Here is a 25,777-nt window from a genome sequence, read left to right on the forward strand (position 1 = left end):
GCGCTGAAGGATCAGGAGGACTTCCGGAGGGTGAGGAAGTCGGCCGGGTTGTCGACGAAGATCGTCTTGATCGCGGCCTCGTCGAGACCGGCGGTGCGGAGGTCCGGGATGAGGTCCTCGAAGATGTAGTTGACGGTGTGGCCCTTCACGCCCGGCCAGCCCAGGGGGCTGCAGTTGGCGTCGGCGGAGGCGAGGACCTGGTGCAGCCGGCCGTCGCCGATGAACCGGAGGAAGTGGTCCAGCCGCTCCTGGCGGGGGCGGGCCCAGAACGGCGGGTCCGGCAGCTCGGTCTCGTAGCCGAAGGTGTCGAAGCCGATGCGCCCGCCCTGCTCCGCGATCCAGACGTCGCGCGTCTTGTCGGCGTTCACGCCGTCGTCGACGTGCCCGAACAGGACGCGGTCCAGGGGAAGGCCCTCTTCGTTGAAGATCGCGACCGCGTTCTCGGCGTCGATCGCGAGGTGGGTCAGGATCGGCACGCCCGTGGTGAGCGAGGCGCGGGCCGCGGCCCGGTAGATGCGCTTGTCCAGGTCCGTCATGCGGCCGCCACGGCTCACCCCGACCTTGATGACACCGGCGAGGCTGCCGGTGTCGCCGATACCGACGGTGATCTCGTGGACGAACTGGCGGGTCAGGTAGTCCACGTCGGCCCGGGCGAAGTGCGGCAGGGCGGTGTCACCGCCGACGAAGCCGGTGCAGGCGACGATGTGGACGCCGGTCTTCGCGGACAGCGACTTGTAGTAGTCGACGTCGCGGCCGTTGCAGATCCCGGTCGCGTCGACGAAGGTGCCGCCGCCCAGCTCGTGGAACCTGCGCAGCTTCGGGACGGTCTCCTCGTACCGCTGCTCGGGGGTCTTCCACCACTTCGTGTCCAGCTCGGAGCCGGGCATGCCGTAGCCAATGTGCTCGTGGATGGCCACGAGACCCAGTTCCTCTGCCGGGATCGGCCCCAGGACAGTGTTCACTCTCGACACAACACTCACCTTTGCTGAAGAAACTCGATGGTCGTTCGTGCCGGCGCGCTCAGCGCGTCGACAGCAGGTCGCGCGGGTTCTCCACGAGGATCCGCTGCGTGTCCTCGTCGCTGAGACCCCGTGCCTTCAGGAGCGGGACGAAGGTGGTCAGGACGTAGCTGTACGGGAGGTCGTTGCCGGGGTGGCCCTTCGCCACGCCGGTCGCGTTGCTCGAGAGCAGGACCCGGTTGCCGAAGCCGGCCCGCACCAGGTCGGCGACCAGGTCGGCGCGCTCGGCGTCGGTGATGTGGGCCTCGTCCTCCACACCGACGTGGTCGAGCGCGACGTGGGCGCCGCGGCGGGCGATCTCGAGGGGGGCGTCGGTGGCGACGGCGTCCTTGCGGTCGAGTCCGCCGACGACGACGCGGTCGGCCGGAAGCTTCTCGTCCAGGACGACGTCGAGGTCGTGGACGGCGTCGCTCCCGTAGCGGACGGAGACCGCGACGCCGGTGCTCAGGGCGGCCCGCGCCGCGCCGCGGAACAGGCTCTCGTCGGTCGCGGTCATGCCCTCGAGGGTCGCGGTGGTGGCCACCAGGCCGGCGGCGCCGCGGCGCTCCACGCGGGGGACCACCATGCCCTCGGTGACCTCCTTGGCGAAGAGGTCGGCGAACTTCTCGGCCGACCACGGTGTCGGCGGGTTGGTCTGCGGCGTGAGGAAGTAGCCGCCGAGCAGTTCCTCCGGGCCCTGCCCCGTAGAGGCGACGATGTGCACGCCGGTCGTGCGGGAGAGGGCCTCGTACAGCCGGACGTCCCGGCCGTGGAACATGCCGGTGCTGTCGACGATCGTGCCGCCGCCGTGGGCGCGGAAGTCCTTCAGCTTCGCGGCGAGGGTCTCGAAGATCTCGGCGCGGTCGATGGTGATGTCGTACGCGTGCTCGGCACCCGGGACCACGGAGAGCAGGGCCTCGTGGACCGCGACGACGCCCAGCTGCTCGGTCGGCACCGGGCCCAGAACGGTGTTGACGGTGTTGCTCTTGACGCTCATGCCTGCCCTCACGTGTTCAGGTGGGGTGCACAGCACCCTGTGGCTGCTGGCACAGTATCGATTCGGTTTACATAGCGTCAATGAAATGAACGACACGTAAAACGATGTGCGGGGAACAGGACGGACAAACCGGGACTCCCCGCCCGGCGCCGCACGTCAAGGCCGTTCGGGGGGCGCCGGCCTCGCCGTCGACGCCGTCGCGGACATCGCGGATATGGCAGATATGACGGATGCAGAGGATGTGAAGGAGAGCGTTGGCGGCGTCAGAGGTTGGTCGCGACGTCGAACAGCAGCGCCCGGAGCCATTCCATGAAGTACTGATCGGCCAGTCGGGGGTTCCAGACCATGTCCATCCCGAGCCCGGGGAGCGGGAACGGGAACTCCTCGATCCGCAGATCGGCGAGCGCCTGCATGGCGGCGGCGACCCGGTACCGGAGGAGAGCGACGCCGCCTGCGCGCGCCACCAGGAAGGGCACCAACAGGAAGTCGGAGCTCAACTGGCCGACGTGGTAGGTGATGCCCTTCTCGTCGAGCACCGAATACGGGAAGACGCGCCGGTCGGTGTCGACGACGACGTGCGGCTGAGTGGTCAGGAGGTCGAGCGCGCTCGCTTCCGGTGGCGTGTCCGGTGAGGCCACCACCACACAGCGGTCGTCGTACAGCCGCTCGCGCGGGTACGGCGAGAAGTGCCCCTCGGAGAGCAGCACGACGTCGACGCCCTTGTCGGTGAAGGTGGCCTCCGTCGGCACCGTGATCGTCCGCAGACGCAACGTGGCGTGGGGCGCACGCTCGGCGATGAGCCGCGCCAGTCGGGGACCGACGACGAACGCCGTGCTGGTCGTCATGGCGATCGTGATGACGCGCCGGTCCGTGGCGGGATCGAAGCAGGGGAAGTTCACGATGTGCGCCGTCTGCTCCAGGGCACTGCGCAGTGGCGCGATCAGCTCCAGCGCGCGCGGGGTCAGCGTGAGGCTTGCGCCTTGCCGGACGACGAGGTCGTCACCCAGCAGCCGTCGCATTCTCGTGAGGGCGTGGCTCATCGCCGGCTGTGACAGACCGACCCGCTCCGCGGCCCTGGTCACCGAACGCTCCTCGAGGAGCGCGAGGAGGGGCACCAACAGGTTGAGGTTGACCGATGCCAGTCGGTCCAGCCCCGAACCCGCGGTGCCCTCTTCGCCCATGTGTCGACCTTACGCGGCTGCCCGGGTCATACGGCGCAGCCGCGGAATCGGGATCCGGTAGTTGAGCGCCACGACGTCACCGGTGCCGTCCTCGTGCGGCCAGCGCATCAACGCCGGCCCGCCCCCCGGCCGCCCGTCGACGTACGTCGGCTCCCCCTCCACCGGAAGGTGGCCCACCGCCTTCAGGCTCAGTCCGAACTGCTCGGTCCAGAAGTACGGCTGGAACCGGAGCGGCGGCGACTCGTCGCCGCGGACGAGCGCCGTGGCAGCGACCTTCGCCTGCTCGATCGCGCTGCTCCACAGGGGGACGCGTCGCAGGCCGTGCTGAGTGGGGAAGGCCGCGAGATCACCGACGGCCGCGACGTCGGGGCGGACGAGTCCGCGCTCGTCGACCGGGACGGCACCCTTCGCAGCGAGGCCCGAGTCCGCGAGCCACTCCGTGTTGGGCACGTCGCCGGCGGCGGTGATGATCAACTCCGCGTCGAGGACCGCGCCCTCGTCGAGGACGACCCGAGTGCTTCCGCCTTGCTGGTCGAGCCGTGCCGCCGCGGTCTCGACGACGGTGAGCCCCCGGTCCAGCGCGGTCTTGACGAAGACGTCGGCGAGGTAGGGGCCGAGCTGGAGGATGAGGGGCACGCCCTGGGAGACGACGGTGACCCGGCAGCCGGCGGCCAGGCACCCGGAGGCGATCTCCATTCCGAGCGGGCCGCCGCCGACCACGACGACCGACGGCTTGTCCGCCAGCCGCTCGCGCAGGGACAGTGCGTCGTCGAGTCCGCGCAGAGTGAGCTCTTCGGGCAGGTCGGACAGCCGCCGTGCCCGGGAGCCGGTGGCCAGGACGACGCGGTCGTACGGCAGCTCCGTACCGTCGTCGAGCGTGACGCGCCGACGGTCGAGGTCGAGTCCGGTCGCGCGCACACCGAGCAGTTCGGTCGCTCCGTGACCGGCCGGTGGAAGCTCGTGCGACGACACGTCGTCACTGTCGAGCAGAAGCGCCTTCGACAGGGCCGGACGGCTGTACGCCGGGCGCGGTTCGTCGCCGACGATGGTCAGCTCGCCGTCGAAGCCGGTCTCACGGAGCGTGTCGGCCGCGGTGAGTCCGGCGATCCCGTTGCCGACGACGACGACGCGGTTCAGGGTGCCGGTGCTCATATGACCCTCAGCGCGGCGACCGGGCACACCCGGGCGGCGGCGTTCGCCAGGGCGACGTCGGCCCCCTCGACCTCCTCGCGGTCGAGCACGAGCTCGCCCTCGTCGTCGAGGTGCATGAGCTGCGGGGCGGCCTCCTCGCACAGGCCGTGGCCCTCGCAGCGGGGGCGGTCGAGAACGATCTTCATGCGGGGATCACCTCCAGGACGGGGAGCTCCTCGATGCTCCGGGTGGTGTTACTGGGAACGCGGACCTCGGGTCCGACGACGAGGCGCTCGACGCGCCGGGACAGCGCGTCGATCACCGCATGGGCCTCCAGGCGGGCGAGTCCCTGGCCCGCGCAGCCGTGCGGTCCGTAGCCGAACGCCAGGTGGTCGACCGGGTTGCGCTCGACGAGGAAGGCGTCCGGGTTCTCGTAGTGCCGGGGGTCGCGGTTGCCGGCGCCGAGCAGGACGGCGATCTGCGCGCCCGCGGGGATGACGGTCCCGTCGATCTCGACGTCCTTGGTGGCGCGCCGTCCCCAGGCGTTGATGGGAGGCCAGAAGCGCAGCACCTCGTTGAACGCCGCCGGTATCAGCGACGGGTTCGCGCGGACCAGGGCGAGCTGGTCGGGGTGCTCGGCGAAGAGGGCGACGATGTTGCCGATCGCCGCGATGGTGGTGTCGACACCGGCGCCGAGGTACTGGTGGATGATGTGGCCGGCCGTGTCCGGCGGAATGGCGCCGCGCGCCTCGGCCTCGAAGATGCCGCGGCCCACGGAGCCCTCGGCCAGGTCGCCGGCCTTGACCGCGGAGCACCATCCGTAGAGCTCGCCGGCGATGGGGAAGTTCTCGGCCGTGCGCTGGTTCATCGGGCCGAGGACCTGCATGGCGGCCTGTCCCCAGCGCAGCATGTTGTCGCGCACGTGGCCCGTGAAGCCGATCAGGTCCGCGACGACCTCCAGCGGGAAGGCACGGGCGAGGGCGTCGATCGCCTCGAAGGAACCCGTCTCGACGAGCTCGGCGACGAGAGCGTCCGCCTTCTTCTCGATCCCGCCCTTGAGACCACGCAGCGCCCGCGGGGAGAGGTTCTCGGTGAGCGTGGCGCGCAGCTGGGTGTGCGCCGGCGGGTCGGACGCGAGCGAGGTGCCGGTGAGCGCCTCGTTGGCCATCGGGTTGAAGGCGATCGAGGTCGAGGAGAACGACTCCCAGTCCGCGAGGGCGTCACGGATGACGTCATACCGTGTCAGCGCGTAGACATCGTTCTTCCGGAGGTGAACGACAGGGCCCTGCTCCCGCAGTTCGGCGTAAGCGGGGTAGGGATCGAGCACGACCTCGTCGGCGAAGAGGTCGATACCGGAGGTGGGTGGAGTGGCCATGCCCCCAGTGAAGTGTTCGCCTTCACATCCAGCAAGTGAATGTTTTACATGCCGTAAGATGCATGCAATTCATACTTCTCCTGCGGCGCCCCGGCAGGCCCGCGCCGGGGCGGTCGGCCGCCTCCCCCACGCCACAACGGCGGGAGGAAACATGTGATACCGGCACACGCGCGGTGACTCCGGGCATCGGCAGGGGCAACTCCACCATTCCTTCGGGGTCTTGTTCGCCCATGGGGTGGTCCGAGCCGCGCGGCGCTCCCTAGGATGACTCCCTGTCCAGCCAGTCCAGTTGGCACTCCGCAGGGGGAACGATGCACGCCGGTAAGCAGTTGTCCACCGAGATCGACGCAACAGTGCCAACAGCCGCACGCATGTACGACTACTACCTGGGCGGCAAGGACAACTACTCGGCCGACCGTGCCGCCGTGGAAGAGCTCGACAAGGTGGTGCCCAGCACGCGCCGCCTGGCCCTGAACAACCGGCGCTTCCTCCAGCGCGTGGTCCGGGTCCTCACGCAGAAGTACGGGATCCGGCAGTACCTCGACCACGGTTCCGGTCTGCCCACCCAGGAGAACGTCCACCAGGTCGCCCAGCGCATCGACCCGACCACCCACGTGGTGTACGTCGACAACGACCCGATGGTGCTGGTGCACGGGCGCGCCCTGCTGGAGCAGGACGAGCGCACTGTGGTCATACAGGCCGACATGCGGGAGACCGACGAGATCTTCGGCCACGCCGAGACGCAGCGCCTGATCGACTTCTCGCAGCCGGTCTGCGTGCTGTTCAACTCCGTGTTCCACTGCATCCCGGACAGCGACACCGACGGCCCGCTCGCCGTGGCCCGCCGGGTCCGTGAGCGGCTCGCACCGGGCAGCTTCCTGGTGATGTGCCAGCTGGTCAGCGAGGACGCCGAAGTCCGCAAGTCCGTCACGGAGTTCATGGACCAGGTGACCCAGGGGCACTGGGGCCGGGTGCGGCAGGAGAGCGACGTCGAGTCGTACTTCGAAGGCCTGGAGATCCTGGAGCCGGGCCTGGTGGAGGTCTCCACCTGGCGTCCGGACACGGAGGTGGCGCCTCGTCAACTCACGCAGGAGTGGATCGAGTTCGGGGGCGTGGGCCGGATCCCGCTGTAGGCCACGGCACGTCGGCCCCGGCACGTCGACGCCCCTCGCCGGACTCGGATCACCGGGATCACGCGAGGGGCGTCGTGCGTTCCGCGTCGGCCGCGCCGTGCGGGACCGCTATGCCCCGGCGTGCGGGGCGGAGCGGGGCGAGGGGTAGCGGTCCTCCATCGTGGTGCGCAGCAGGTCCAGCGACTCACGGGGCCGCAGGGCCTCGTCGGCGAGGCGGTCCAGCGCGATCCGGTACTCCTCCGTCTCGTCGCGGTCCTCGAGGAAGTTGGCGCTCTTGATGTGCTCCAGGTAGACCACGTCGGGCAGGTCCAGACCGTCGAAGCGCAGATACGTCACCGGGATGGCGGGAGCCGACGCGTTGGTCACGTCCAACGGTACGATCTGCACCGTGACGTTGGGGCGCTCCGCCATCCGCGCGAGGTGTTCGAGCTGCTCGCGCATCACCTCGACGCTGCCCAGCACACGCAGCAGAACCGACTCGTCGATGACCGCCCACAGCTGCGGGGCCCCCTCGCGCAGCAGCAACTCCGCCCGCCGCATGCGCAGCTCCACACGGCGCCGCACCTCTTCGGCCGGGGCGTTGGGCAGACCGCGCTCCACCACCGCGCGGGTGTAGGCGGCCGTCTGCAACAGGCCGGGAACGTACTGGATCTCGAAGGTACGGATGGTGGCGGCAGCCTCCTGCAGTCCGACCAGCCGGTCGAACCACTCGGGCATCAGCCGCTTGTCGTACCGCTGCCACCAGCCCGGATCCCCGGCCCGCCGGAGCAGTTTGAGGAGCACCGAGATCTCGTAGTCGTCGGTGCCGTACAGCTCCAGCAGCGCCCGGACGTCGCTCTCGGTGGGCGGGCGGCGCCCCTTGCCGGACTCGATGCGGGACAACTTCGCCGCACTGAAGCCGACGGAGCGCGCCGCCTGGTCCTGGGCCAGCCCGGCGTCCTCGCGGAAACCCGCCAGCTGCACACCGACCAGCATCTTCAGCAGGGTCGGGGCCGGCTCGGGGCGGTCCAGATAGGGTTCCAGACGGGAGACGCGATGCGAGGCGGCGGACATCCTGACTCCCAGCAGACCGACACAAGGGCGATTCACACTATCGCACCTAACTCTGCCCAGCGCCTCCACCCGCAGAAGCCCTGCGGAAGTGGGGAGTTGGGCTCCGCTTCACTGCCCCGGCGCCGGGCCTCGAAGCGCTCGGACCAGGTGGTCGAACTCGCCGTCCCTCGCCCCGGCCAGGAATGCCGCCAGTTCCGCGGCCGTGTAGACCAGCGCGGGCCCGTCGGGGTCGCGGGAGTTGCGCATCGCGACGTCACCGTCGCTCAGCGGGGCCACCTCGACGCAGTTGCCCTCGGCGTTGCTGTGCCGACTCTTGATCCAGCAGGCGTCCAAGGAACTCGCCCGCACTCCGTTCCGCACTCCTGGCACCGCAGCCTCCTCGCTGTTCACGGGTATCGCCGGACGGGGGCCGGCCGTTCACGCGGGACGGGCCGAGCCCGGTCGCCGCCCGATCCGCCACGCCGCAAAAAACTTCACGCAATTTCTCGTGCAATTGCACACGATCACTCTCAGCGTGGATAATAGCTGTGGCGTCAACCCCCTTGTCGACGCCCTGTCCTGACGTCGCATCGGGGAGATGGCATGTCATCACCTGTGCACCAAGTGATCGGGTCAAGCACCGGGATCGCGGTTCGGGCGGGTGGCCGCTGTCCGGCCACCGTGAGCGGGCGCTGCGACGACGGCCTGTCCGAGGCGTGGAGTCGGGCTCCCGCTCCTTCGACGGGCAAGGCGGTCCGAGCCCGGTTGTCGGCCCGGTCGCCCCTCTGACCAGCCCCCCCCACTCGACACGACCGCCGCGGAAAGGCACCCACGCGATGCGCAGCGCTTCGACGGAACACCCGGGCAGCGAGCGCCCTGTGCGCCAGACGTCCCCGACCGGAATGGCACGTACGGCACCACTCATGTCACTGTCCCGGGTGCCGTGGCGCGACATCCAGGACTCCACCGGGTCGGCGGCGGCCATCCCCCTGCTGCTCAACGGCATCGCCTGGGGAGACGCCGACACGGCCCGGTCCGCTCTGGCCGATCTGCGGAAACGGATCTGCCAGTACGGCTTCGTGGTGGAGCAGGCGACGGCCGCCACCGTCCCCTTCCTCTGGGAGCTGGCGCAGCTGCCGCGCGTCACCTGCCGCGCCGAGATCATCCGGCTGCTCAAGGCGATCGCCGATGCCCGGCAGTGGGAGAGCACCGCCGCCGCGTATCCCAAGCTGCTCAATCACCGCGAGAACCCGGTCGTGTGGGAGCGGGCCGCCCGGCAGGCGGTGCGTGCCCGGCGGGGCGACCTGAACCGTCTGATGGCCGACCAGGACACCAAGATCGCCCGTGCCACTACCGAGCTGGCCCGCGCGCTGGCCGAATGAGCCCCTCCGAGCGCCTGGGGGACGAGCGCCGAGGGGTGAGTGGCACGGGGAGAGGGCCGCGCGACCGGAAACGCACCGCCGGTCGCGCGGCCCTCGGGCACATCCGGCGGCGGGCTGCCGGAGCCGGACCGCGTCAGTGCCGGTCCGCCTCAAGAAGCGGCACTTCAGGCGGGTGGCGGCGCGCGGCGGTCCCGCCACGAACGGCCGTTGCCCGTCCAAGACACGCCATCGGGGCCTGTAGTTAAACTCGGCACATGGTCCGACTGATGGGTCGATCCCAGGCCCGGTCGCCCCAGCGGCCCAGCACCACGGCCCCCATACGTCGGCAACGGCAGGCAGACGACGGTTCGCGGTGGCACCCACCGGCGTGGCTCCGGCCGGTGCTGAGCGTACGCAGCGTCGCGGGGCAGGTGTTCATCCTGCATGTCGTGATCGTGCTGCTGCTGGTCGTGTCGGCCGTGATCGCCCTGGTGCTGCAGGTGAAACACGACAGCACTCAGGAGGCCCGCAGTCGTTCGCTCGCCGTCGCGGAGACACTCGCCCACTCCCCCGGCATCGTCGACGCGCTCAGGTCCCCCGACCCCACTCCCCTGCTCCAGCCGCGTGCGGAAGCCATCCGCAAGCAGGCGAAGGTCGACTTCGTCGTCGTCATGAACACCGAGGGCATCCGCTACACGCACCCCCAGACGGACCGTATCGGCAAGAAGTTCGTCGGCGCCCTGCAGCCCGCGCTGGCCGGACGGCCGGTCACCGAGGAGATCACGGGCACCCTCGGTCCCCTCGTCCAGGCCGTGGTGCCGGTGACCGGCCCCGACGGCATCGTCGTGGGCCTGGTCTCGGCGGGGATCACGATCGAGCACGTCGGGGGCGCCGTCGACGACCAGCTGCCGCTGGTGCTGGCCACCGGGGGCGCCGCGCTCGTGCTGGCCACCGCGGGCGCGGCCCTGATCAGCAGGCGCCTGCTGCGGCAGACCCACGGACTGGGCCCGCACGAGATGACCCGGATGTACGAACATCACGACGCGGTGCTGCACGCGGTGCGGGAAGGCGTGGTCATCCTCGCCGGCGACGGCACCCTGCTGCTCGCCAATGACGAGGCGCACCGGCTGCTCGGTCTGCCCGAGGACGCGGAGGGCCGCCATGTGCGCGACCTCCCCCTCGACCCCGGCACCGCCGACCTGCTGTCCTCGGGGCGCGTCGCCACGGACGAGGTGCATCGGGTCGGCGGCCGGCTGCTGGCCGTCAACCAGCGCTCCACCGACCGCGCCGGGGGGCCGCCCGGCAGCGTCGCCACGGTCCGCGACTCCACCGAACTGCGTGCCCTGTCCGGCCGGGCCGAAGCCGCGCGGGAGCGGCTCGACATGCTCTACGACGCCGGTGTGGGCATCGGGACCAGCCTGGACATCACCCGCACGGCCGAGGAACTGACGGAACTCGCCGTACCGCGGTTCGCGGACTTCACCACGGTGGACCTGTTCGAGGCGGTGCTGGACGGCGGTCAGCCGGACGGGGCGGGCCCGGTGCGCCGCACGGCGATGGCCGGCGTCCGCGAGGACGCCCCGCTCTACCCGGTGGGCACCCGGACCGGGTTCGTCGGGTCGTCCCCGCAGGGCCGCAGCCTCGCCACCGGCCGGCCGATCGTCGTGCCCCGGCTGAGTGAGGCCCCGGGGTGGCGGGCGCAGGACACGGAGCGCTCCGGGCAGGTCGTGGAGTACGGCATCCACTCGCTGATCACCGTGCCGCTGCGAGCCGGTTCCCTGCTGTTGGGCGTGGTCGGCTTCTGGCGTTCCGAGAAGCCCGAGCCGTTCGACGAGGACGAGCTGGCCCTGGCGGAGGAACTGGTCGCGCGGGCCGCGGTGTCCATCGACAACGCCCGCCGCTACACGCGCGAGCACGGCATGGCGGTCACGCTCCAGCGCAGCCTGCTGCCCCGCAGCCTGCCCGAGCAGAGCGCCCTGGACATCGCCTACCGCTATCTGCCCGCCCAGGCCGGGGTGGGCGGTGACTGGTTCGACGTCCTGCCGCTGTCCGGGGCGCGGGTCGCGCTGGTGGTCGGCGATGTCGTCGGGCACGGGCTGCACGCCGCGGCCACCATGGGGCGACTGCGCACGGCGGTGCACAACTTCTCCGCGCTCGACCTGCCGCCCGACGAGCTGCTGGGCCTGCTGGACGAGTTGGTCGGCCGCATCGACTCGGACGAGACGGAGGACGCGCACAGCGCCCCGGTGACCGGGGCGACCTGTCTGTACGCCGTCTACGACCCGGTCACCCGCAAGTGCGAGGTCGCCCGCGCGGGCCATCCGCCGCCCGCGCTGATCCATCCGGACGGCACCGTGGAATTCTTGGACGTGCCCGCCGGCCCGCCCTTGGGACTGGGCGGGCTGCCGTTCGAGACGGTCGAGCTGGAGCCGGCGGAGGGCAGTCGTCTCGTCCTGTACACCGACGGGCTGGTCGAGGACCGGCAGCACGACATCGACGTCGGTCTGGAGCTGCTGCGCGAGGCGCTGGCGCGGGCCGGGGACTCCCCCGAGGACACCTGCCGGGCCGTGCTGGAGTCCCGGAGTCCGGCCAGGGCACGGGACGACATCGCCCTGCTGGTGGCCCGTACCCGGGCGCTCGCCGCGGACCGGATCGCCCAGTGGCCGGTGCCCTCCGAACCGGCGGCCGTCGCCGAGGTGCGCGCCGCGGTCACCCGGAAGCTGACCGAATGGGGACTGGAGGACCTCTCCTTCAGCACGGAGCTGATCCTGAGCGAGCTGGTCACCAACGCGATCCGTTACGGCGGCGGTCCCATCGAGGTGCGGATGCTGCGGGACCGCCATCTGATCTGCGAGGTCTTCGACAGCAGCAGCACCTCGCCGCATCTGCGGTACGCGACCATGACCGACGAGGGCGGGCGCGGCCTGTTCCTGGTGGCGCAGCTGGCGGAGCGCTGGGGCACCCGCTATCTGCCGACCGGTAAGGTCATCTGGGCGGAGCAGTCCATCCCGTGACCACGGGGTCCGTGCCGGAAACCACGTGAGAGGCCTCGAGAAGCCATAAGGGCCACTTATGTGCCCATAGACCGGACCCGCGTACCAGGTAAGGCAAGCCTTTGTTTAGGATCGAGTGAGGCTCTTGTCATCGCTCGAAGGGAACCTGCCCATGCCCCGCCCCCTGCGGGTAGCCGTCGTAGGATCCGGCCCCGCCGGGATCTACGCCGCCGACGCCCTGCTCAAGTCCGACGTGGCCGCCGAACCGGGCGTCTCCATCGACATCTTCGAGCGCATGCCGGCGCCGTTCGGTCTGATCCGGTACGGCGTCGCTCCCGACCACCCGCGGATCAAGGGCATCATCACGGCCCTGCACCAGGTGCTCGACAAGCCGCAGATCCGGCTGTTCGGCAATGTGGACTACGGCGCGGACATCCATCTCGACGACCTGCGCGCGTTCTACGACGCTGTGATCTTCGCCACCGGCGCGACCGCCGACCGGGCGATGTCCGTCCCGGGGATCGACCTCGACGGCTCGTACGGCGCGGCCGACTTCGTCTCCTGGTACGACGGTCACCCGGACGTGCCGCGCACCTGGCCGCTCGAGGCGGAGAAGGTCGCCGTGCTCGGCGTCGGCAACGTCGCCCTCGACGTCGCCCGCATCCTGGCCAAGACGGCGGACGAACTGCTGCCGACGGAGATCCCGCCGAACGTCCACGAAGGGCTGAAGGCCAACAGGGCACGGGAGATCCACGTCTTCGGCCGTCGCGGCCCGGCGCAGGCGAAGTTCAGCCCGATGGAGCTGAGGGAGCTGGACCACTCCCCCAGCATCGAGGTGATCGTCGACCCCGAGGACATCGACTACGACGAGGGCTCGATCGCGACCCGGCGCGGCAACAAGCAGGCCGACATGGTCGCCAAAACCCTGGAGAAGTGGGCGATCCGCGACGCGGGCGACCGTCCGCACAAGCTGTTCCTGCACTTCTTCGAGTCGCCGTCCGAGATCCTCGGCGAGGACGGCAAGGTGGTCGGCCTGCGCACCGAGCGCACGGAGCTGGACGGCACCGGCAACGTCAAGGGCACCGGCGAGTTCAAGGACTGGGACGTCAGCGCGGTCTACCGCGCGGTGGGCTACCTGTCCGACAAGCTCCCCAAGCTGCCCTGGGACATCGACTCCGGCACCGTTCCGGACGAGGGCGGCCGGGTCATGCAGGAGAACGGCGAGCACCTGACGTCCACCTACGTCACCGGGTGGATCCGTCGCGGCCCGGTGGGCCTGATCGGCCACACCAAGGGCGACGCCAACGAGACGGTGGCGAACCTGCTGGACGACTTCGCCAACGGCCGGCTGTCGGCGCCGGCGTCGCCCGCCCCGGAGGCCGTGGACGCGTTCCTCGCCGAGCGCGCCGTCCGCCACACCACCTGGGACGGCTGGTACCGGCTGGACGCCGCGGAGAAGGCGCTGGGCGAGCCGCAGGGACGCGAGCGGGTGAAGCTCGTGGAGCGTGAGGACATGCTGCGGGAGAGCGGCGCATGAGCTGAGGGCCGGGCGACCGGCACCGAACGTACCGCGGAGCGCCCGTCCGGTCCCTCGAGGGACCGGACGGGCGCTCCGCTTTCCGCGCGGTCGGCGAGCGGCCGCCGGCGCCCACCGGCACCCCCCTGACGTGACAGCAATCGAAGTTGTGTACGATCCAGCCTCCACTGGATCACCATATGACCTTCACACAAAGGTCATGCAGGGGGGATGAGTTCATGCGCATACGCACTGCTGCCGTCGCCACCACCGCCGCCGCGAGCGCCCTGGCCATGCTGACGGCCGTTCCGGCGCACGCCGCCGAGTACACCTCCGCGCTCAAGGTGCGCGGCGTCCAGTACGACGCTCCGGGGCGCGACTCCAACAAGTGCTCCACGGGCAACACGCACCAGGAGTACCTGACGATCAAGAACTACTCGTCGACGAAGACCGTGAACCTCAAGGGGTACCTGGTCAAGGACGCCGCCGGGAACCGGTTCGTCTTCACCGCCAACCACTACCTCGAGCCCCGCGACTACGTGAAGCTGCGCGGCGGCCACGGCACCGACTCCGACAAGAACAACGTCGTCTACCGCGACAACTGCAACTTCATCTGGAACAACGACAAGGACACGATCTACCTGGTCAAGCCCACGGGCAGCCGCGCCGACGTGCACTCGTACACGAAGCGCGGCTCCGACCGGGACGGCGACGGGTACATCAGCTTCCACAAGTGACCGACCCCCGCCGGACCGTCATTCCATGAGCGGTAGGTGGCCCGTCTCCCCCGGGTGGAGGCGGGCCGTGCGGTCCGGGAGGCGCACGTCGATCGGGGCGGGGCCGGAGGCCGGCACGGTGATCTCCAGCAGGCCGCGTTCCAGCCTCAGCCGGACACCCCAGTGGCCGTGGTAGCGCAGGGTGAAGCCGTAGGAGGACAGCTCCGGCAGGGGTACCGGGTCCAGCCGCAGGGCGCCGCCCCGGGTCTCCAACCCGGGCAGTCCGCGCTGGACCAGGTCGAGGGTGCCGGCCATGGCTCCGAGGTGAATGCCCTCACCGGTGGTGCCGCCCTGGATGTCGGCGATGTCCCCGCGAAGTGCCTCCTGGCAGAACGTCCAGGCCTCGGCGCGCCGCTCCCGGGCCAGCACCCAGCCGTGGACGAGGCCGCTGAGGGTGGAGCCGTGGCTGGTGCGGTGCAGGTAGTGGTCCACCGTGAGCCGCCAGGTCGCCTCGTCCAACTCATGCCCCAACCGGCGGAACAGGCCCTGTAGTTCGGCCGGGGCGAACAGATAGCCGAGCATCAGGACGTCCGCCTGCTTCGAGGCCCGGTAGCGGTTGACGCTGTCGCCCTCGGCCTCCAGGATCCGGTCCAGCCGCCGGATGTCGTCGTAACGCCGCCGGTAGTCCTGCCAGTCGAGCTCGGCGAGCTTTCCGTACCCCTCGAACTGGCTGATGACCCCGTCGTGGAAGGGCACGTGCAGGGTGCGGGAGACCTCCTCCCACTTCTCGAGTTCGCTTCCGTCCAGACCCGTGCGCTCGTCGAGTTCCCGCCGTCGCGGCTCGGGCAGGTCGCGCAGCACGTCGAGGGTGTGGGCGAGCACCCAGGCAGCGGTCACGTTCGTGTAAGCGTTGTCGTCCAGTCCGGGCTCGGCCGCGTCGGGATAGGCGTCGTGGTACTCGTCGGGGCCGACCACACCCTTGATCCGGTGCCGGCCCAGCAGCGGGTCCCAGGCGGCGGCGTCCGCCCAGAAGCGGGAGATCTGCAGCAGCAGTTCGGCGCCTTTGGTGTGCAGGAACTCGGTGTCGCCGCTGGCCTCGCAGTACTGCCACACGTTGTACGCGATCGCCGAGCCCACATGGTGCTGAAGGTGGGAGTGGTCGGGTACCCAGCGGCCCGACCGCGGGTTGAGGTGGAGCCGTTGGGCCTCCTCCCGGCCGTCGCTGCCGCTCTGCCAGGGGAACATCGCCCCTCTGCGTCCGACGTCCCGGGCAGCGTTGAGGGCCCGGCCCAGTCGGCGGTGCCGGTAGTGCAGCAGGGCGTGGGAGACCTCGGGGAAGTGCAGGTTGAGGTAGGGCAGCACGAACAGCTCGTCCCAGAAGACGTGTCCGCGGTAGGCCTCGCCGTGCAGTCCCCTGGCCGGCACCCCGACGTCCAGGTCGGCGGTGTGCGGGGAGAGTGTCTGGAGCACATGGAAGAGGTGCAGACGCAGAATGCTGCCGGCCTCGCCGGGGACGTCCAGTTCGCCCCGGCGCCACAGCTGGCCCCAGGCCGTCCGGTGGGACTCCAGCAGTTCGTCGTAGGCGGGGACGCGGTCCACCCGGTCGACGGCGGCGTGCAAGGGGTCGCTGATGGCCGGGTCGCGCGAGGTGTGGAGGGCGACGATCTTGTCCACGGTCGCCGTGTGGCCCGGGGCCAGGTGCAGACGGGTCGACTGGACGGCACGTCGGTCCTCCCTGCGGATCGCGGTGGGCGCCTCGGACAGCAGCCGGGAGGCGAAGGCGATCAGGATGTCCGAGGTACGGGTGCGGCAGGACAGCCACACCGTGTCCGGCGCCGAGCTGCCGCTGTGCAGATGGGTCAGATGCCGGCCGTCCAGGTCCCGGTAGCGTGCCACTCCCGTGTTGGTGACGCCGCCGTCGAGCGCCGCCTCGACCTCGAGGGCGCCGGAGTGCTGCTCCCCCGTGAACTCGGTGCGCAGCGCGGCCAGATGGGGGTCGGCCATGTGCACCAGCCGTTCCTGGTGGACCCTCAGTACCCGGCCGCCGCCCAGGTCGTACCGGGTCAGCCGCTCCAGCAGCCCGGAGGCCATCCGCAGGGTCTCGTGGTGGTCGAGCACGGTCGCGGTGTCGGGGGTGAGCCAGGTGCCGCCGGGCAGCCGGAAGCGCAGCGGCAGCCAGTTGGGGAGGTTGACGAGGTCCTCGTTCTCCACCTGCCGCCCGGCGACCTCCGAGGTGAGCCGGTCGTAGCAGCCGGCCTTGTAGGTGCCCGGGTAGTGCACCTCGTCGGCGGTACACTCCGGCAGCGCTCCCCGGGTGGCGAAGTAGCCGTTGCCGAGCGTGCACAGCGACTCCCGCAGGCGCGCCTCGGCGGCGTCGTACCCCTCGTACTCCCAGGTCCAGCCCGTCACAACGACGCTCCTTCCGCGGTCGGCCCAGCGGAGAGCCCCGGTGGTTCGGCACGGGGTACCCAGCCCCGGGCCGGCCACACACGGCCGGACAGGTCCTAACTCTCCCGTACGGGCGCGCGCCACACCAGGGTGGTGCCCCGGCCCGCGGAACTGTCGATCTCCAGCTCGCCCCCGAGTTGCGCGGCGCGCTCGGCCATGTTGCGCAGTCCGCTGCGGCGGCCGCCGGCCGGGATGCCCACACCGTTGTCGGAGACCGTCAGCCGTACCTCGCGGCCGTCGGTCTCGAGGGCCACCTGGGCACGGTCGGCGCGCGCGTGCCGGGCGATGTTGGTCAGGGACTCGGACAGGACGGCCACCACATGGTCGGCGGTCTCCTTCGACACATGGGTGTCGACCAGGCCCTCCATCCGTACGCTGGGGGCGAAGCCGAGCAGGGGAACCGCCTCGCCGACCACCCGCACGACGCGGGCCCGCAGACCGGTCCCGGACGCGGTGTCGTGCGCGCGCAGACCGAAGATGGTCGACCTGATGATCTTTATGGTCTCGTCCAGGTCGTCCACCGCCCGGGCGACCCGCTCCGAGGCCTCCTTGTGCTCGATGAAGCGGCCGGCGCTCTGCAGCGTCATCCCGGTGGCGAACAGCCGCTGGATCGCCAGGTCGTGCAGGTCCCGGGCGATCCGGTCCCGGTCCTCGAGCACGGCGATCTGCTCGGCGTCGCGGCGCCGCTCCGCCAGTTCCATCGCCACGGCCGCCTGCGCGGCGAAGCCCTGCAGTGGCTCGATCTCCTTCTCGGAGAACTCGCCGGCGCCGGTGGCCCGCACCAGCAGGACGATGCCCCGGACACCGTCGCCCGATCCGACGGGCACCGCCACCGCCGGGCCGAGTCCGGCGAAGCGCGGTGGTCCGGACGAGACCCGCTCGTCGCTGGAGACGTCCGGGCTGGTGACGGGGGCGGCGCTGGTGAACGCCCGGCCCAGCAGACTGTCGTCGACGGGGACGACGAGCCCGCGGTGGGCGTCCGCCTCCTGGCCGATGGCGAGTTCCACGGTCAGTGATCCGGTGCCCTCCATCGGCACCGCCACCTCGGCGAGCGCGGCGCCGGTGATCTCCCTGGCGCGTTCGGCGATCAGCAGGAGGGCCTCGCTGCCGCCGCTGCCGGACATCAGGGCGTGGGTGATCTCCGTGTTCGCCTGCAGCCACCGCTCCCGCAGCCGGGACTCCTCGTAGAGCCGGGCGTTGTCGATGGCCACGCCGGCGGCGACGGCCAGGGTCGACAGGACCGACTCGTCCTCCTCGTCGAACTTCGCCCCGGCGCGCTTCTCGGTGAGGTACAGGTTGCCGAAGATCTGGTCACGGACCCGGATGGGGACGCCGAGAAAGCTGTTCATCGGCGGGTGATGGGGCGGGAACCCGTAGGAGGCGGGGTGGTCGGAGAGCTTGGCCAGCCGCAGCGGCTCGGGGTGGCGGATCAGTTCCCCGAGGATGCCGTGCCCCTCGGGGAAGTGGCCGATGCGGGCGATCGCTTCGTCGCTGACGCCGACGGTGTGGAAGGCCGACAGGCGTTTGCCGTCGGGGCCGATCACGCCGAGGGCGGCGTACTCCGCGTCCACCAGCACCGCCGCGGCGTCGACGATGCTGTGCAGGACCTGCTTCAGGTCGAGCTCGCGCCCCACCTCGAGGACGGCCTCCAGCAGGCTGTGCACCCGGTCACGCGTGCCGCGGGCCGCGTCGATCCGGGCCTGGAGCTCCTCCAGCAACTCGTCCAGCCGCAGCTGCGGCAGCCGAAGACGGGCGTCCCCGTCCCGCTCGGAGCTCTCCACCCGTGGTCCTCCCGTTCGCTCGCCCCACCGGGAATGTGCCCCCGGCAGGTGCCACGGTAACGGGCCCGGCACGGTCGCGTCCCACCGATGCCGCACCCGGCGTCAGCGGTCCGTGCGCCGCAGCCGGTCCTGGGCCTGGGTGGCGATCACGGCGGCCTGGATACGGCGTTCCACCCCGAGCTTGGCCAGCAGCCGGGAGATGTGGTTCTTCACCGTCTTCTCCGCGAGATACAGCCGCTGGCCGATCTGCCGGTTGGTCAGCCCCTCACCGATCAGCGCGAGGATCTCCCGCTCGCGTTCGGTCAGTCCCGGCAGGGCGTCCTGCTCCTCCTCCGGCTCCTCCTGTTGCTGCCGCAGCCGGGCCATCAGGCGGGTGGTGGCGCTCGGGTCGAGCAGGGACTGTCCCGAGGCGACCGTCCGCACGGCCGCGACCAGGTCCGAGCCCTGGATCTGCTTCAGCACATAGCCGGAGGCACCCGCCATGATCGAGTCCAGCAGGGCCTCCTCGTCGTCGAACGAGGTGAGCATCAGGCAGGCCAGGTCGGGCATCTTCGAGCGCAGCTCGCGGCAGACGGTCACACCGTCGCCGTCGGGCAGGCGGACGTCGAGGACCGCCACGTCGGGGCGGAGCGCGGGGACGCGGACCAGGGCCTGCTCCACGGTGGCGGCCTCGCCGACCACGGTGATGTCCGGTTCGTCGTTGAGCAGGTCGTGCACTCCGCGGCGGACCACCTCGTGGTCGTCCAGCAGGAAGACCCGGACGGGCCGGTCGGGTCCGGGCTGCTCGCTGTCCGCCATCTGACGCTCCTTGTCCTTGTCGGTCCTTGCAGGCCCTTACAGGCCCTTACAGGCCCTTGTAGGTCCTTGCAGGTCCTCGTCCACCGGCCGCCGGCTGTCGGCCGGCCGGTCCTCCACAGGGAGATCCTTCTCGATTACGGGCCGGACGGCCAGGGCCGACCGGCCCTGCTTTCCTCGGGCGACCCGTTTCGTCCCGGGTCACCCGCTGTCCTGCGCGACGCGGCCGAGGCCGGTCGGTCCGGGACACCGGGACCATCGGCACCTGTGCCACGGCGCGCGGCCGGGCCATCCTCGGGGGCAGGAGCGGCATCGATCCCCCGCGGTGTCGCTCCGCTCACGATACCGACGGTTCCGGTGCTCGCCCCGTCCTCACACCGGGTGCCGTACTCACCGGTCAGTGCCGGTCGGCCCTGGTGGACCGCTGCGGCTGGGGCCGGCCGGCCCTACCGGCGGGCTCGCCGCTCCGGGTTGTCTGGACGGTATGCCCCAGAACCCCAGCCGGTCCGTGGCGGAGCCACCCGAACGGATCGTCGCCGGAACGACGGTCGTCACCCCGCGCGGTGAACTCGACCTGCGCACCGCGCCCGTTCTGTCGCGGCGCCTGGACGCACTGACCGCCCGCGCCGTTCCCGACCTGGTGCTCGATCTGCGCGCCGTGACCTTCATCGACTGCTCGGGGCTGGGCGTGCTGTGCCGCGCCCGCAACCGGGTGCTGGCCCGCGGCGGGCGGCTGCGGCTGATCACGGACAGGCCCTCCTTCCTGCGCGTCCTCCACCACGTCCGGCTCACCGGCGTCTTCGAACTGTTTCCCCGGCTGCCCGCGGAGCTCGACGCGGCCGCCCCCACGGTGCGCGCAAGCCGCTGAACAGCGTCGTGAGTCCCCCGCGACCGGGCCGATCGGCCCTGCTGGGTGCCCATCGGCCCGGGACCGAAGGTCCCCTTCTCCCGGGCCGATGGGCCCACAGTGCCCCGCCCTCGCCGGTTACCGACGGAAACCCTCATGCCGGATTGCTATACAGGTGGTGCCGCCGGTCCGGAACGGCGGCCCAACCCCCTTACTCCGTCGCGCTGTTGGGAGACCTCATGCTGTCCGAAGAATCTGCCGCAGTGGTCCGGGTCACCCTTCCCGCCGTGGCCGGAGCGCTCGACGAGATCACCGCACGTTTCTACGGCGCGATGTTCCGCGATCGCCCCGAGCTGCTGGACGGCATGTTCAACCGGGGCAATCAGGCCAGTGGGGCTCAGCGCCGGGCGCTGGCCGGTTCCATCGCCGGTTTCGCGCAGGCGCTGCTCGCCGCCCCGGACACCCGGCCGGACGCCCTGCTGGCGCGGATCGCGCACAAGCACATCGCGGTCGGGGTCACCGACGACCAGTACACGATCGTGCACAAATACCTATTCGTCGCGATCGCGGAGGTGCTCGGCGAGGCCGTCACCCCCGAGGTGGCCGCCGCCTGGGACGAGGTGTACTGGCTGATGGCCGGTGCCCTCATCGGGCAGGAGGCCCGTCTCTACCAGGAGGCGGGGGTCGAACCGGGCGCGATATGGCGGCGGTGGACGGTCGTCGAACGGCACGAGGAGACCCCCGACGTGGTGTCGTTCCTGCTGCGCCCGGCCGACGGCGAGCCCGCCCCGCCCGCACGGGCCGGGCAGTACGTGAGCGTGCGGCTGCGGATGCCCGACGGGATGCACCAGCTGCGTCAGTACAGCCTGTCCTCGGACCCCGGGGGCGACCTGCGCCGCATCACCGTCAAACGCGTCACCGGCGAGGCGGGGGCACCGGACGGCGAGGTGTCCGACCTGCTGCACGCGCAGACCGGCGTGGGGGACGAACTCGCGCTGTCCGTGCCGGCCGGCGACGTGGCCCTGGACGAGGCCGACACCCCGCTGGTGCTGGTCTCGGCCGGTATCGGCTGCACCCCCATGGTGGGCATGCTCGCCAGGCTCGCCGCGACGGGCTCGGCCCGCCGGGTCCTGGTGCTGCACGCCGACACCTCGCCCGACGAGCACGCCCTGCGCGCCGAGATGCGGTCCCTGGTGGAGCAACTGCCGGACGCCCGCGCGGTCTTCTGGTACGAGCGGCCGGGCACCGAGGAGCCTGACGCGCTCGGCGGCCTGATGGACCTCGCCGGGATCGACGTCCCGGCGGACGCGTCGGTGTACCTGTGCGGCCCGCTGCCGTTCATGCGCACGGTGCGTGGCGGGCTCCTGGGCGCCGGCGTCCCCGCCCGGCAGATCAGCTACGAGGTCTTCGGCCCCGATCTGTGGCTCCCCGACGCGGCCTGACCGCGACCGGCTGACACCGCAACGGGCGTGTGCCCTTCGCGCGTACCACTCGCGAAGGGCACACGCCCGTTGCGCCGCTCCGGAACCGGTCCGGTCCCGGCTCAGACCTCCAGGTCGGTCTCGATCCGGCGCAGCTGGTGGCGCGCCATCGCCAGGTTGGCGCGAGCCTTGTCCAGGACCAGGTACAGGAACAGGCCGTTGCCGCCGCGCCCCTTGAGCGGGCGGATCAGGTGGTACTGGCTGCCCAGGGTGATCAGGATGTCGTCGATCTCGTCCTTCAGCCCCAGGAGTTCCATGGTGCGCAGTTTCGAGCGCATGACGTCGGTGTTGCCCGCGGCGGCGACCTCCAGGTTGAAGTCCTTGCCACCGCCCATCGTGCCGAGCGCCATGCCGCTGGTGTAGTCGACGAGTGCGGCGGCCGTCGCGCCGTCGATGGAGCCGAGGCAGTCCTTGAGCGCGGTCTCGGTGTTGGCCATGAGAGGTTTCCCTTCGGTCGTGATCGTTGTTCTGGCCGGTCGCCGGGTCGTGCCGCGGCGGCAGGCCGGGAGGAAGAGCCTGGATTCAGCCGCCGGCCTGGGGCCGGGGCCGGTGTGCGGGCCGCTGCGGGGCACGCACCGGGAGGGTGCCGATCCGGCGGTCCGCGTCCGAGGCGGGTGCGGGGCCTCGTTCGGGCGCCGCACGGTCGGCGTGCCGGCCCACTCCGGGGCCGGCTCCGGTGGCGACCAGGTCCGCGATGCGGGCCCCGCTGCGCCGGCCCTCCAGGTGCAGCCGGCCCACGTTGACCCGGTCGTCGGCGAGCAGGGTGAGCACGGCGGTGCTTCCCGCGGCGTAGGTCGCCACGTATCCCCGCGTCCCGCGCACCAGCAGTTCGCGGAACTCACCGCGGGCGGTGGCGTCCGTCACGCGGTACGCGACACCGAGCGCGGCGGCGGTGAGCGCGGCCAGCCCCTCCGGTTCGGTGTCGGGCACGTCGTGGGCGAGGACGAGTCCGTCGACGGTGGCCGCGAGCGATCCCGCCAGCCGGGGGACCCGGGTACGGAGCCGACGCAGTTCGTCCAGCACGTCGGTCTCGACGGCCATGAGCAGTCTCCTTTCGGCACGCTGTCGACGCGCGCGGATCACAGGGCCTCCAAGGCGTCCAGGAGCCGTCGCAGCAGCGCTGTGTCGGGCTCGTCCCACGCGGAGCCGGCTTCGCCGGTGCCGTGGGGGACGGTGGCGACGGGCGGGGGCGGGGGCGGTGCGGGGGCGATCAGTCCGGCGGCGGCCAGACGGCGCAGTTCGACGAGGGTGTGGAAGGTGCGGCACGCCAGGGCCGAGGCGATCTGCGCGGCGGTGCTGGCCCCGTCGACCCGGGCGAGGGTCCGGCCGCGGCGGGGCGGCAGGTCCGCCGGGTCGGCGCCGGGCGCGCGGGTGAGCGGGGCGGTGTCGACGGCGGGGTCGGGCCAGATGCGGTGCAGCAGATCGCGGCGGCGCCGCGACTCGCGCAGCACGCTGTGCACCGGAACGGGGCGGACCGCGCCGAGCCAGTGCGCTGCTTCCGGGCGGAAGCGGAGCGCGGCGGTGTCCTGGGCCAGCGCGAAGTACGCCGCGTCGAACAGCGCGCCCGTGTGGCACAGTTCCAGCGCTCCCGCGCTGAGACGGCCGCTGTCGACCAGCTGGCGGCCGACGCGGTGGCGGGCCCCGGCCCGCTCGACCGCCTCCCACCAGCCGTCGGCCGGGAGGGCACCGCTGCCGGTGAGCAGATCGCCGAGGTCGGGGCTGTACACGGATTCGACGTGGACGATGTGCCCCGCCGCCAGGTAGAAGACCCCGGACTCGGTGGAGAGGGCCCCGGTGGCGCGGTCCGCCGCGAGGCTGCCGAGCACGGCCGGCGCCGATCCGCCGGTGGGTGCCGATCCCTCGATGGGCGCCGCCGTGGTCATCCGAGCACCAGCCGGTCCGCCATCTCGGCCAGCCGGATGCGGGCCAGGGCCAGGTTGCCGTCACGGCGGTCGAGCCACAGGTACAGGAACACGGTGCTGTCGAAGGTCGTGATGACGAACCGGAGCAGGTGGTACGCGTCGACGGTGGTGAGGATGAGGTCCTGGACGGGTGGTTCCTTGCCGGAGGCTACGGAGGCGACGGACAGGCCGCCGTCGGCCGGTGCGAGTGTGCCGCTCTCCATGGCGAGGCGGGCGAGTTCGGCGGTCTCCGCCGCTGTCGCCTCCGGGTCGTCACCCGGCGCGTCGCCCACCGCGCCCAGCGCGAGTCCGCTGATCCAGTCGACCACCAGTGCACCCCGCGCACCAGGCAGTCGCATGGCTTCCAGCAGACTCTCGTCGATTCCGGGCACGCCGGATCCCCCCTCATCGCACGGCTGTACCGCGAACGTGACGTCGACGCTACGGTGTGTGCTCGACCGGGGTGAGGGCTTTGGTGTTTTCCCTTGGAATATGCGACAAGGGCGCCCCGGCACTGATAACGTCGGCGATTTTCCCGGTCCGGTGGGCGGCGGGGTGCGAGCAGGGCCTTCCCCTGTGCGGATGGCGGGTCGGCCCTGCTCACCGGATTCCATTGTGGGGACCGGGTACTGTCGCGACCACGAGTGAAAGCCTTCCGCCATGTGTGCGCCCCGCACACCCCGTGCGCGGGACCCGCGTGCGGGGATGACACGTGGCACATGAGAACCCCACCGCGCGGGTAGCCGCGGACGAGGACCGCCGCCCGGCGGAGCCCGCGTCAGTTCGCCGTCCGACAGCGACGACAATGACAGGAACACGTGCCCCCGTTCACCCCTGGATCCATGCCTACCTCACGCACAGCCCGCCCCACGGTCCCTCCGTCCGTCTGGCTGACCGCCGGCCGGCACACCGGCGCCTCAGCGCTGGACGTGCTCCGACGCACCCTGCCCCGGCTGGAGGGCGGCGGGGGCATCGACGCCTTCCTGGAAGTGCCCGACGACGTGCCCGGAGCGGGGCACGAGACGCGGCACGACACGCCGGACCGGGTGTTCCAGGCCCGTGTCCGGGTCGCCGGGGCGGTGACCGTGCGCGCCCGACTGAGCGTCGGCCCCGCCGAGGGGGACGGGCAGCGCTGGATCCTGGTCGCCGAGGCCGAGCGGCCCTGGGACCACACATGGCCGTCCCCCGCAGGTATGTTCTGGCCCCTGGACGACCCGGACCCGGGCTGGAACCACGACGCAGCCACGGGACTGCGGCTGGGAGAGATCAATCCACTGCCCGAGGACGACAAGGCCGTACGGCGGCTGCTGCGTGACTGCGCGCGGAGCGCCGACGGGAACGGGTGGAACATCCACGTGGTCGTCCACGAGGCGATGACCACGGACGACCGCGGCCGGCTGCCGCTCGCCCACTGGCTGCCGTCGGGGCTGCGGCATCGCGTGGTGGAGCACCGGGCCGCGCCCCACCAGCTGCGGGTCGTGAACTGGGCACTGCGGGACTCCGGTGCCGAGGTGCCGCGCGGCGGTGCGGTGGTCCTGCCCGGCGGGCCGGTCCCGGACGGCTACGACGCCGGGGAGTTCTCGGTGCGTGCGGTGTTCCTGGACGGCACCCGCCCCGCCGAGCTGGTCGACGCGGTGAGCCGGTTCGCGGCGCTGCCGCGTCCGCTGCCGGACGGCGCCGAGGCCGCCCTGACCGCGCTGCGGGAGGACTGGCGTCTGCTGACCCTGGAGGAGGAGCTCGCCCGCGAGCGCCGACTGGTCGCCATGTACGCCGACGCGCTGGAGGCCATGACGAAGTCCCGCGACCTGTACCGCGAGGCGGCCGAGAGCGCGCACGAGGCGCTGGCCGCCTACCGGGAGTCCGCCGCGGCCTCCGGACCCCGTGCCCTGCCGCCCGGCGGTACGCCGGCTCCGTCGCCCGTGCGGCAGCTGACGCGCACGCTGGAGCGCCTGAAGTTCGGTCCCAGGGCGGCGCGTCGCCCGTCGGCCGACGAGGAGGAGCGCGGGGCCCCGCCCGCCACCGACAGGCAGTCGGCGGCTTCGGGTCCGTAGGGCCTTTCCCGGTCCGTGCCCGGTGAACCCGGCGTCCCTC

23 protein-coding genes are annotated in these 25,777 nt (G+C 71.5%); 8 read left to right on the forward strand and 15 right to left on the reverse strand.

What is annotated here, in order from left to right; all coding sequences use genetic code 11:
* Positions 1 to 11 precede the first annotated feature (11 nt).
* From DIZ27_RS13375 to DIZ27_RS13400, 6 genes are all read right to left on the reverse strand, one after another.
* Positions 12 to 962 (reverse strand): phosphotriesterase, encoded by a 951-nt coding sequence (locus tag DIZ27_RS13375; RefSeq protein ID WP_258308351.1) that lies wholly within the window; start codon positions 960 to 962, stop codon positions 12 to 14.
* 58 nt (positions 963 to 1,020) lie between these two features.
* The gene (locus DIZ27_RS13380; protein WP_109378597.1) at positions 1,021 to 1,995 is read right to left on the reverse strand and encodes an aryldialkylphosphatase; all 975 of its coding nucleotides are present in this window, start codon (positions 1,993 to 1,995) and stop codon (positions 1,021 to 1,023) included.
* 263 nt (positions 1,996 to 2,258) lie between these two features.
* Positions 2,259 to 3,176, reverse strand: a complete 918-nt coding sequence (locus tag DIZ27_RS13385; protein WP_109378598.1) for a LysR family transcriptional regulator — start codon at positions 3,174 to 3,176, stop codon at positions 2,259 to 2,261.
* 9 nt (positions 3,177 to 3,185) lie between these two features.
* A complete protein-coding gene (locus DIZ27_RS13390; RefSeq protein ID WP_109378599.1) occupies positions 3,186 to 4,328 on the reverse strand; it encodes an NAD(P)/FAD-dependent oxidoreductase in 1,143 nt (380 codons plus the stop codon).
* Complete coding sequence (locus DIZ27_RS13395; protein ID WP_109378600.1) at positions 4,325 to 4,513, reverse strand: ferredoxin; 189 nt, start codon at positions 4,511 to 4,513, stop codon at positions 4,325 to 4,327. Before DIZ27_RS13395 ends, DIZ27_RS13390 begins: the two co-directional genes overlap by 4 nt.
* On the reverse strand, positions 4,510 to 5,682 hold the full coding sequence (locus DIZ27_RS13400) for a cytochrome P450 (RefSeq protein WP_109378601.1): 1,173 nt from the start codon (positions 5,680 to 5,682) through the stop codon (positions 4,510 to 4,512). The genes DIZ27_RS13395 and DIZ27_RS13400 overlap by 4 nt, the downstream gene beginning before the upstream one ends.
* A 311-nt stretch (positions 5,683 to 5,993) precedes the next feature.
* Here DIZ27_RS13400 and DIZ27_RS13405 point away from each other — a divergent pair, with 311 nt between their 5' ends.
* Complete coding sequence (locus DIZ27_RS13405) at positions 5,994 to 6,815, forward strand: SAM-dependent methyltransferase (RefSeq protein WP_109378602.1); 822 nt, start codon at positions 5,994 to 5,996, stop codon at positions 6,813 to 6,815.
* Between the two features lie 108 nt (positions 6,816 to 6,923).
* On the opposite strand, the gene DIZ27_RS13410 is transcribed toward DIZ27_RS13405, so the two are convergent.
* Together DIZ27_RS13410 and DIZ27_RS13415 are read right to left on the reverse strand one after the other, a co-directional pair.
* Positions 6,924 to 7,868 (reverse strand): helix-turn-helix transcriptional regulator, encoded by a 945-nt coding sequence (locus DIZ27_RS13410; protein ID WP_109378603.1) that lies wholly within the window; start codon positions 7,866 to 7,868, stop codon positions 6,924 to 6,926.
* A 108-nt stretch (positions 7,869 to 7,976) separates the two neighbouring features.
* On the reverse strand, positions 7,977 to 8,237 hold the full coding sequence (locus DIZ27_RS13415; RefSeq protein WP_109378604.1) for a DUF397 domain-containing protein: 261 nt from the start codon (positions 8,235 to 8,237) through the stop codon (positions 7,977 to 7,979).
* A 446-nt stretch (positions 8,238 to 8,683) separates the two neighbouring features.
* Here DIZ27_RS13415 and DIZ27_RS13420 point away from each other — a divergent pair, with 446 nt between their 5' ends.
* From DIZ27_RS13420 to DIZ27_RS13435, 4 genes are all read left to right on the forward strand, one after another.
* A complete protein-coding gene (locus tag DIZ27_RS13420) occupies positions 8,684 to 9,229 on the forward strand; it encodes a hypothetical protein (RefSeq protein ID WP_181383508.1) in 546 nt (181 codons plus the stop codon).
* A 254-nt stretch (positions 9,230 to 9,483) separates the two neighbouring features.
* The gene (locus DIZ27_RS13425; RefSeq protein WP_181383509.1) at positions 9,484 to 12,222 is read left to right on the forward strand and encodes a SpoIIE family protein phosphatase/ATP-binding protein; all 2,739 of its coding nucleotides are present in this window, start codon (positions 9,484 to 9,486) and stop codon (positions 12,220 to 12,222) included.
* 151 nt (positions 12,223 to 12,373) lie between these two features.
* On the forward strand, positions 12,374 to 13,738 hold the full coding sequence (locus tag DIZ27_RS13430; RefSeq protein ID WP_109378606.1) for an FAD-dependent oxidoreductase: 1,365 nt from the start codon (positions 12,374 to 12,376) through the stop codon (positions 13,736 to 13,738).
* A 218-nt stretch (positions 13,739 to 13,956) separates the two neighbouring features.
* Positions 13,957 to 14,454, forward strand: a complete 498-nt coding sequence (locus DIZ27_RS13435) for a lamin tail domain-containing protein (RefSeq protein ID WP_109378607.1) — start codon at positions 13,957 to 13,959, stop codon at positions 14,452 to 14,454.
* Positions 14,455 to 14,472: 18 nt separating this feature from the next.
* Here the strand turns inward: DIZ27_RS13435 and DIZ27_RS13440 are convergent, their stop codons facing one another.
* From DIZ27_RS13440 to DIZ27_RS13450, 3 genes are all read right to left on the reverse strand, one after another.
* A complete protein-coding gene (locus DIZ27_RS13440) occupies positions 14,473 to 16,842 on the reverse strand; it encodes a glycoside hydrolase family 65 protein (RefSeq protein ID WP_109378608.1) in 2,370 nt (789 codons plus the stop codon).
* A 95-nt stretch (positions 16,843 to 16,937) separates the two neighbouring features.
* On the reverse strand, positions 16,938 to 18,662 hold the full coding sequence (locus tag DIZ27_RS13445; protein WP_109378609.1) for a GAF domain-containing sensor histidine kinase: 1,725 nt from the start codon (positions 18,660 to 18,662) through the stop codon (positions 16,938 to 16,940).
* A gap of 102 nt (positions 18,663 to 18,764) precedes the next feature.
* Positions 18,765 to 19,460, reverse strand: a complete 696-nt coding sequence (locus DIZ27_RS13450; protein ID WP_109378610.1) for a response regulator transcription factor — start codon at positions 19,458 to 19,460, stop codon at positions 18,765 to 18,767.
* 481 nt (positions 19,461 to 19,941) lie between these two features.
* Between DIZ27_RS13450 and DIZ27_RS13455 the strand changes: the two genes are divergently transcribed.
* Both DIZ27_RS13455 and DIZ27_RS13460 read left to right on the forward strand, forming a co-directional pair.
* A complete protein-coding gene (locus DIZ27_RS13455; RefSeq protein ID WP_109378611.1) occupies positions 19,942 to 20,325 on the forward strand; it encodes an STAS domain-containing protein in 384 nt (127 codons plus the stop codon).
* A gap of 218 nt (positions 20,326 to 20,543) precedes the next feature.
* Positions 20,544 to 21,746, forward strand: a complete 1,203-nt coding sequence (locus DIZ27_RS13460) for a globin domain-containing protein (RefSeq protein WP_109378612.1) — start codon at positions 20,544 to 20,546, stop codon at positions 21,744 to 21,746.
* Between the two features lie 101 nt (positions 21,747 to 21,847).
* On the opposite strand, the gene DIZ27_RS13465 is transcribed toward DIZ27_RS13460, so the two are convergent.
* The 4 genes from DIZ27_RS13465 to DIZ27_RS13480 all read right to left on the reverse strand — a co-directional run bounded on the left by DIZ27_RS13465 (position 21,848) and on the right by DIZ27_RS13480 (position 24,078).
* Positions 21,848 to 22,222, reverse strand: a complete 375-nt coding sequence (locus DIZ27_RS13465; protein ID WP_109378613.1) for a hypothetical protein — start codon at positions 22,220 to 22,222, stop codon at positions 21,848 to 21,850.
* An 85-nt stretch (positions 22,223 to 22,307) separates the two neighbouring features.
* A complete protein-coding gene (locus tag DIZ27_RS13470) occupies positions 22,308 to 22,826 on the reverse strand; it encodes a roadblock/LC7 domain-containing protein (protein WP_109378614.1) in 519 nt (172 codons plus the stop codon).
* A gap of 38 nt (positions 22,827 to 22,864) precedes the next feature.
* Positions 22,865 to 23,668, reverse strand: coding sequence for a hypothetical protein (locus DIZ27_RS13475; protein WP_109378615.1), 804 nt, complete (start codon positions 23,666 to 23,668; stop codon positions 22,865 to 22,867).
* Positions 23,665 to 24,078, reverse strand: coding sequence for a hypothetical protein (locus DIZ27_RS13480; protein WP_109378616.1), 414 nt, complete (start codon positions 24,076 to 24,078; stop codon positions 23,665 to 23,667). The genes DIZ27_RS13475 and DIZ27_RS13480 overlap by 4 nt, the downstream gene beginning before the upstream one ends.
* A gap of 450 nt (positions 24,079 to 24,528) precedes the next feature.
* On the opposite strand from DIZ27_RS13480, the gene DIZ27_RS13485 reads away from it, so the two are divergent.
* Positions 24,529 to 25,737 carry a hypothetical protein gene (locus tag DIZ27_RS13485; protein ID WP_258308352.1) on the forward strand — a complete coding sequence of 403 codons (1,209 nt, stop codon included), beginning with the start codon at positions 24,529 to 24,531 and terminating at the stop codon, positions 25,735 to 25,737.
* Positions 25,738 to 25,777: the final 40 nt, after the last annotated feature.

The organism is Streptomyces sp. NWU339 (assembly GCF_003143855.1).
Classification (GTDB): domain Bacteria; phylum Actinomycetota; class Actinomycetes; order Streptomycetales; family Streptomycetaceae; genus Streptomyces.

Bases quoted from the DNA above. Each gene is read 5' to 3' on its own strand.
- DIZ27_RS13460 (WP_109378612.1), top strand. From the start codon at position 20,544: ATGCTGTCCGAAGAATCTGCCGCAGTGGTCCGGGTCACCCTTCCCGCC.
- DIZ27_RS13465 (WP_109378613.1), bottom strand. From the start codon at position 22,222: ATGGCCAACACCGAGACCGCGCTCAAGGACTGCCTCGGCTCCATCGAC.
- DIZ27_RS13455 (WP_109378611.1), top strand. From the start codon at position 19,942: ATGCCCCAGAACCCCAGCCGGTCCGTGGCGGAGCCACCCGAACGGATC.
- DIZ27_RS13485 (WP_258308352.1), top strand. From the start codon at position 24,529: ATGCCTACCTCACGCACAGCCCGCCCCACGGTCCCTCCGTCCGTCTGG.
- DIZ27_RS13430 (WP_109378606.1), top strand. From the start codon at position 12,374: ATGCCCCGCCCCCTGCGGGTAGCCGTCGTAGGATCCGGCCCCGCCGGG.
- DIZ27_RS13405 (WP_109378602.1), top strand. From the start codon at position 5,994: ATGCACGCCGGTAAGCAGTTGTCCACCGAGATCGACGCAACAGTGCCA.
- DIZ27_RS13425 (WP_181383509.1), top strand. From the start codon at position 9,484: ATGGTCCGACTGATGGGTCGATCCCAGGCCCGGTCGCCCCAGCGGCCC.
- DIZ27_RS13420 (WP_181383508.1), top strand. From the start codon at position 8,684: ATGCGCAGCGCTTCGACGGAACACCCGGGCAGCGAGCGCCCTGTGCGC.
- DIZ27_RS13435 (WP_109378607.1), top strand. From the start codon at position 13,957: ATGCGCATACGCACTGCTGCCGTCGCCACCACCGCCGCCGCGAGCGCC.
- DIZ27_RS13450 (WP_109378610.1), bottom strand. From the start codon at position 19,460: ATGGCGGACAGCGAGCAGCCCGGACCCGACCGGCCCGTCCGGGTCTTC.
- DIZ27_RS13385 (WP_109378598.1), bottom strand. From the start codon at position 3,176: ATGGGCGAAGAGGGCACCGCGGGTTCGGGGCTGGACCGACTGGCATCG.
- DIZ27_RS13410 (WP_109378603.1), bottom strand. From the start codon at position 7,868: ATGTCCGCCGCCTCGCATCGCGTCTCCCGTCTGGAACCCTATCTGGAC.
- DIZ27_RS13470 (WP_109378614.1), bottom strand. From the start codon at position 22,826: ATGGCCGTCGAGACCGACGTGCTGGACGAACTGCGTCGGCTCCGTACC.
- DIZ27_RS13400 (WP_109378601.1), bottom strand. From the start codon at position 5,682: ATGGCCACTCCACCCACCTCCGGTATCGACCTCTTCGCCGACGAGGTC.
- DIZ27_RS13390 (WP_109378599.1), bottom strand. From the start codon at position 4,328: ATGAGCACCGGCACCCTGAACCGCGTCGTCGTCGTCGGCAACGGGATC.
- DIZ27_RS13380 (WP_109378597.1), bottom strand. From the start codon at position 1,995: ATGAGCGTCAAGAGCAACACCGTCAACACCGTTCTGGGCCCGGTGCCG.
- DIZ27_RS13475 (WP_109378615.1), bottom strand. From the start codon at position 23,668: ATGACCACGGCGGCGCCCATCGAGGGATCGGCACCCACCGGCGGATCG.
- DIZ27_RS13395 (WP_109378600.1), bottom strand. From the start codon at position 4,513: ATGAAGATCGTTCTCGACCGCCCCCGCTGCGAGGGCCACGGCCTGTGC.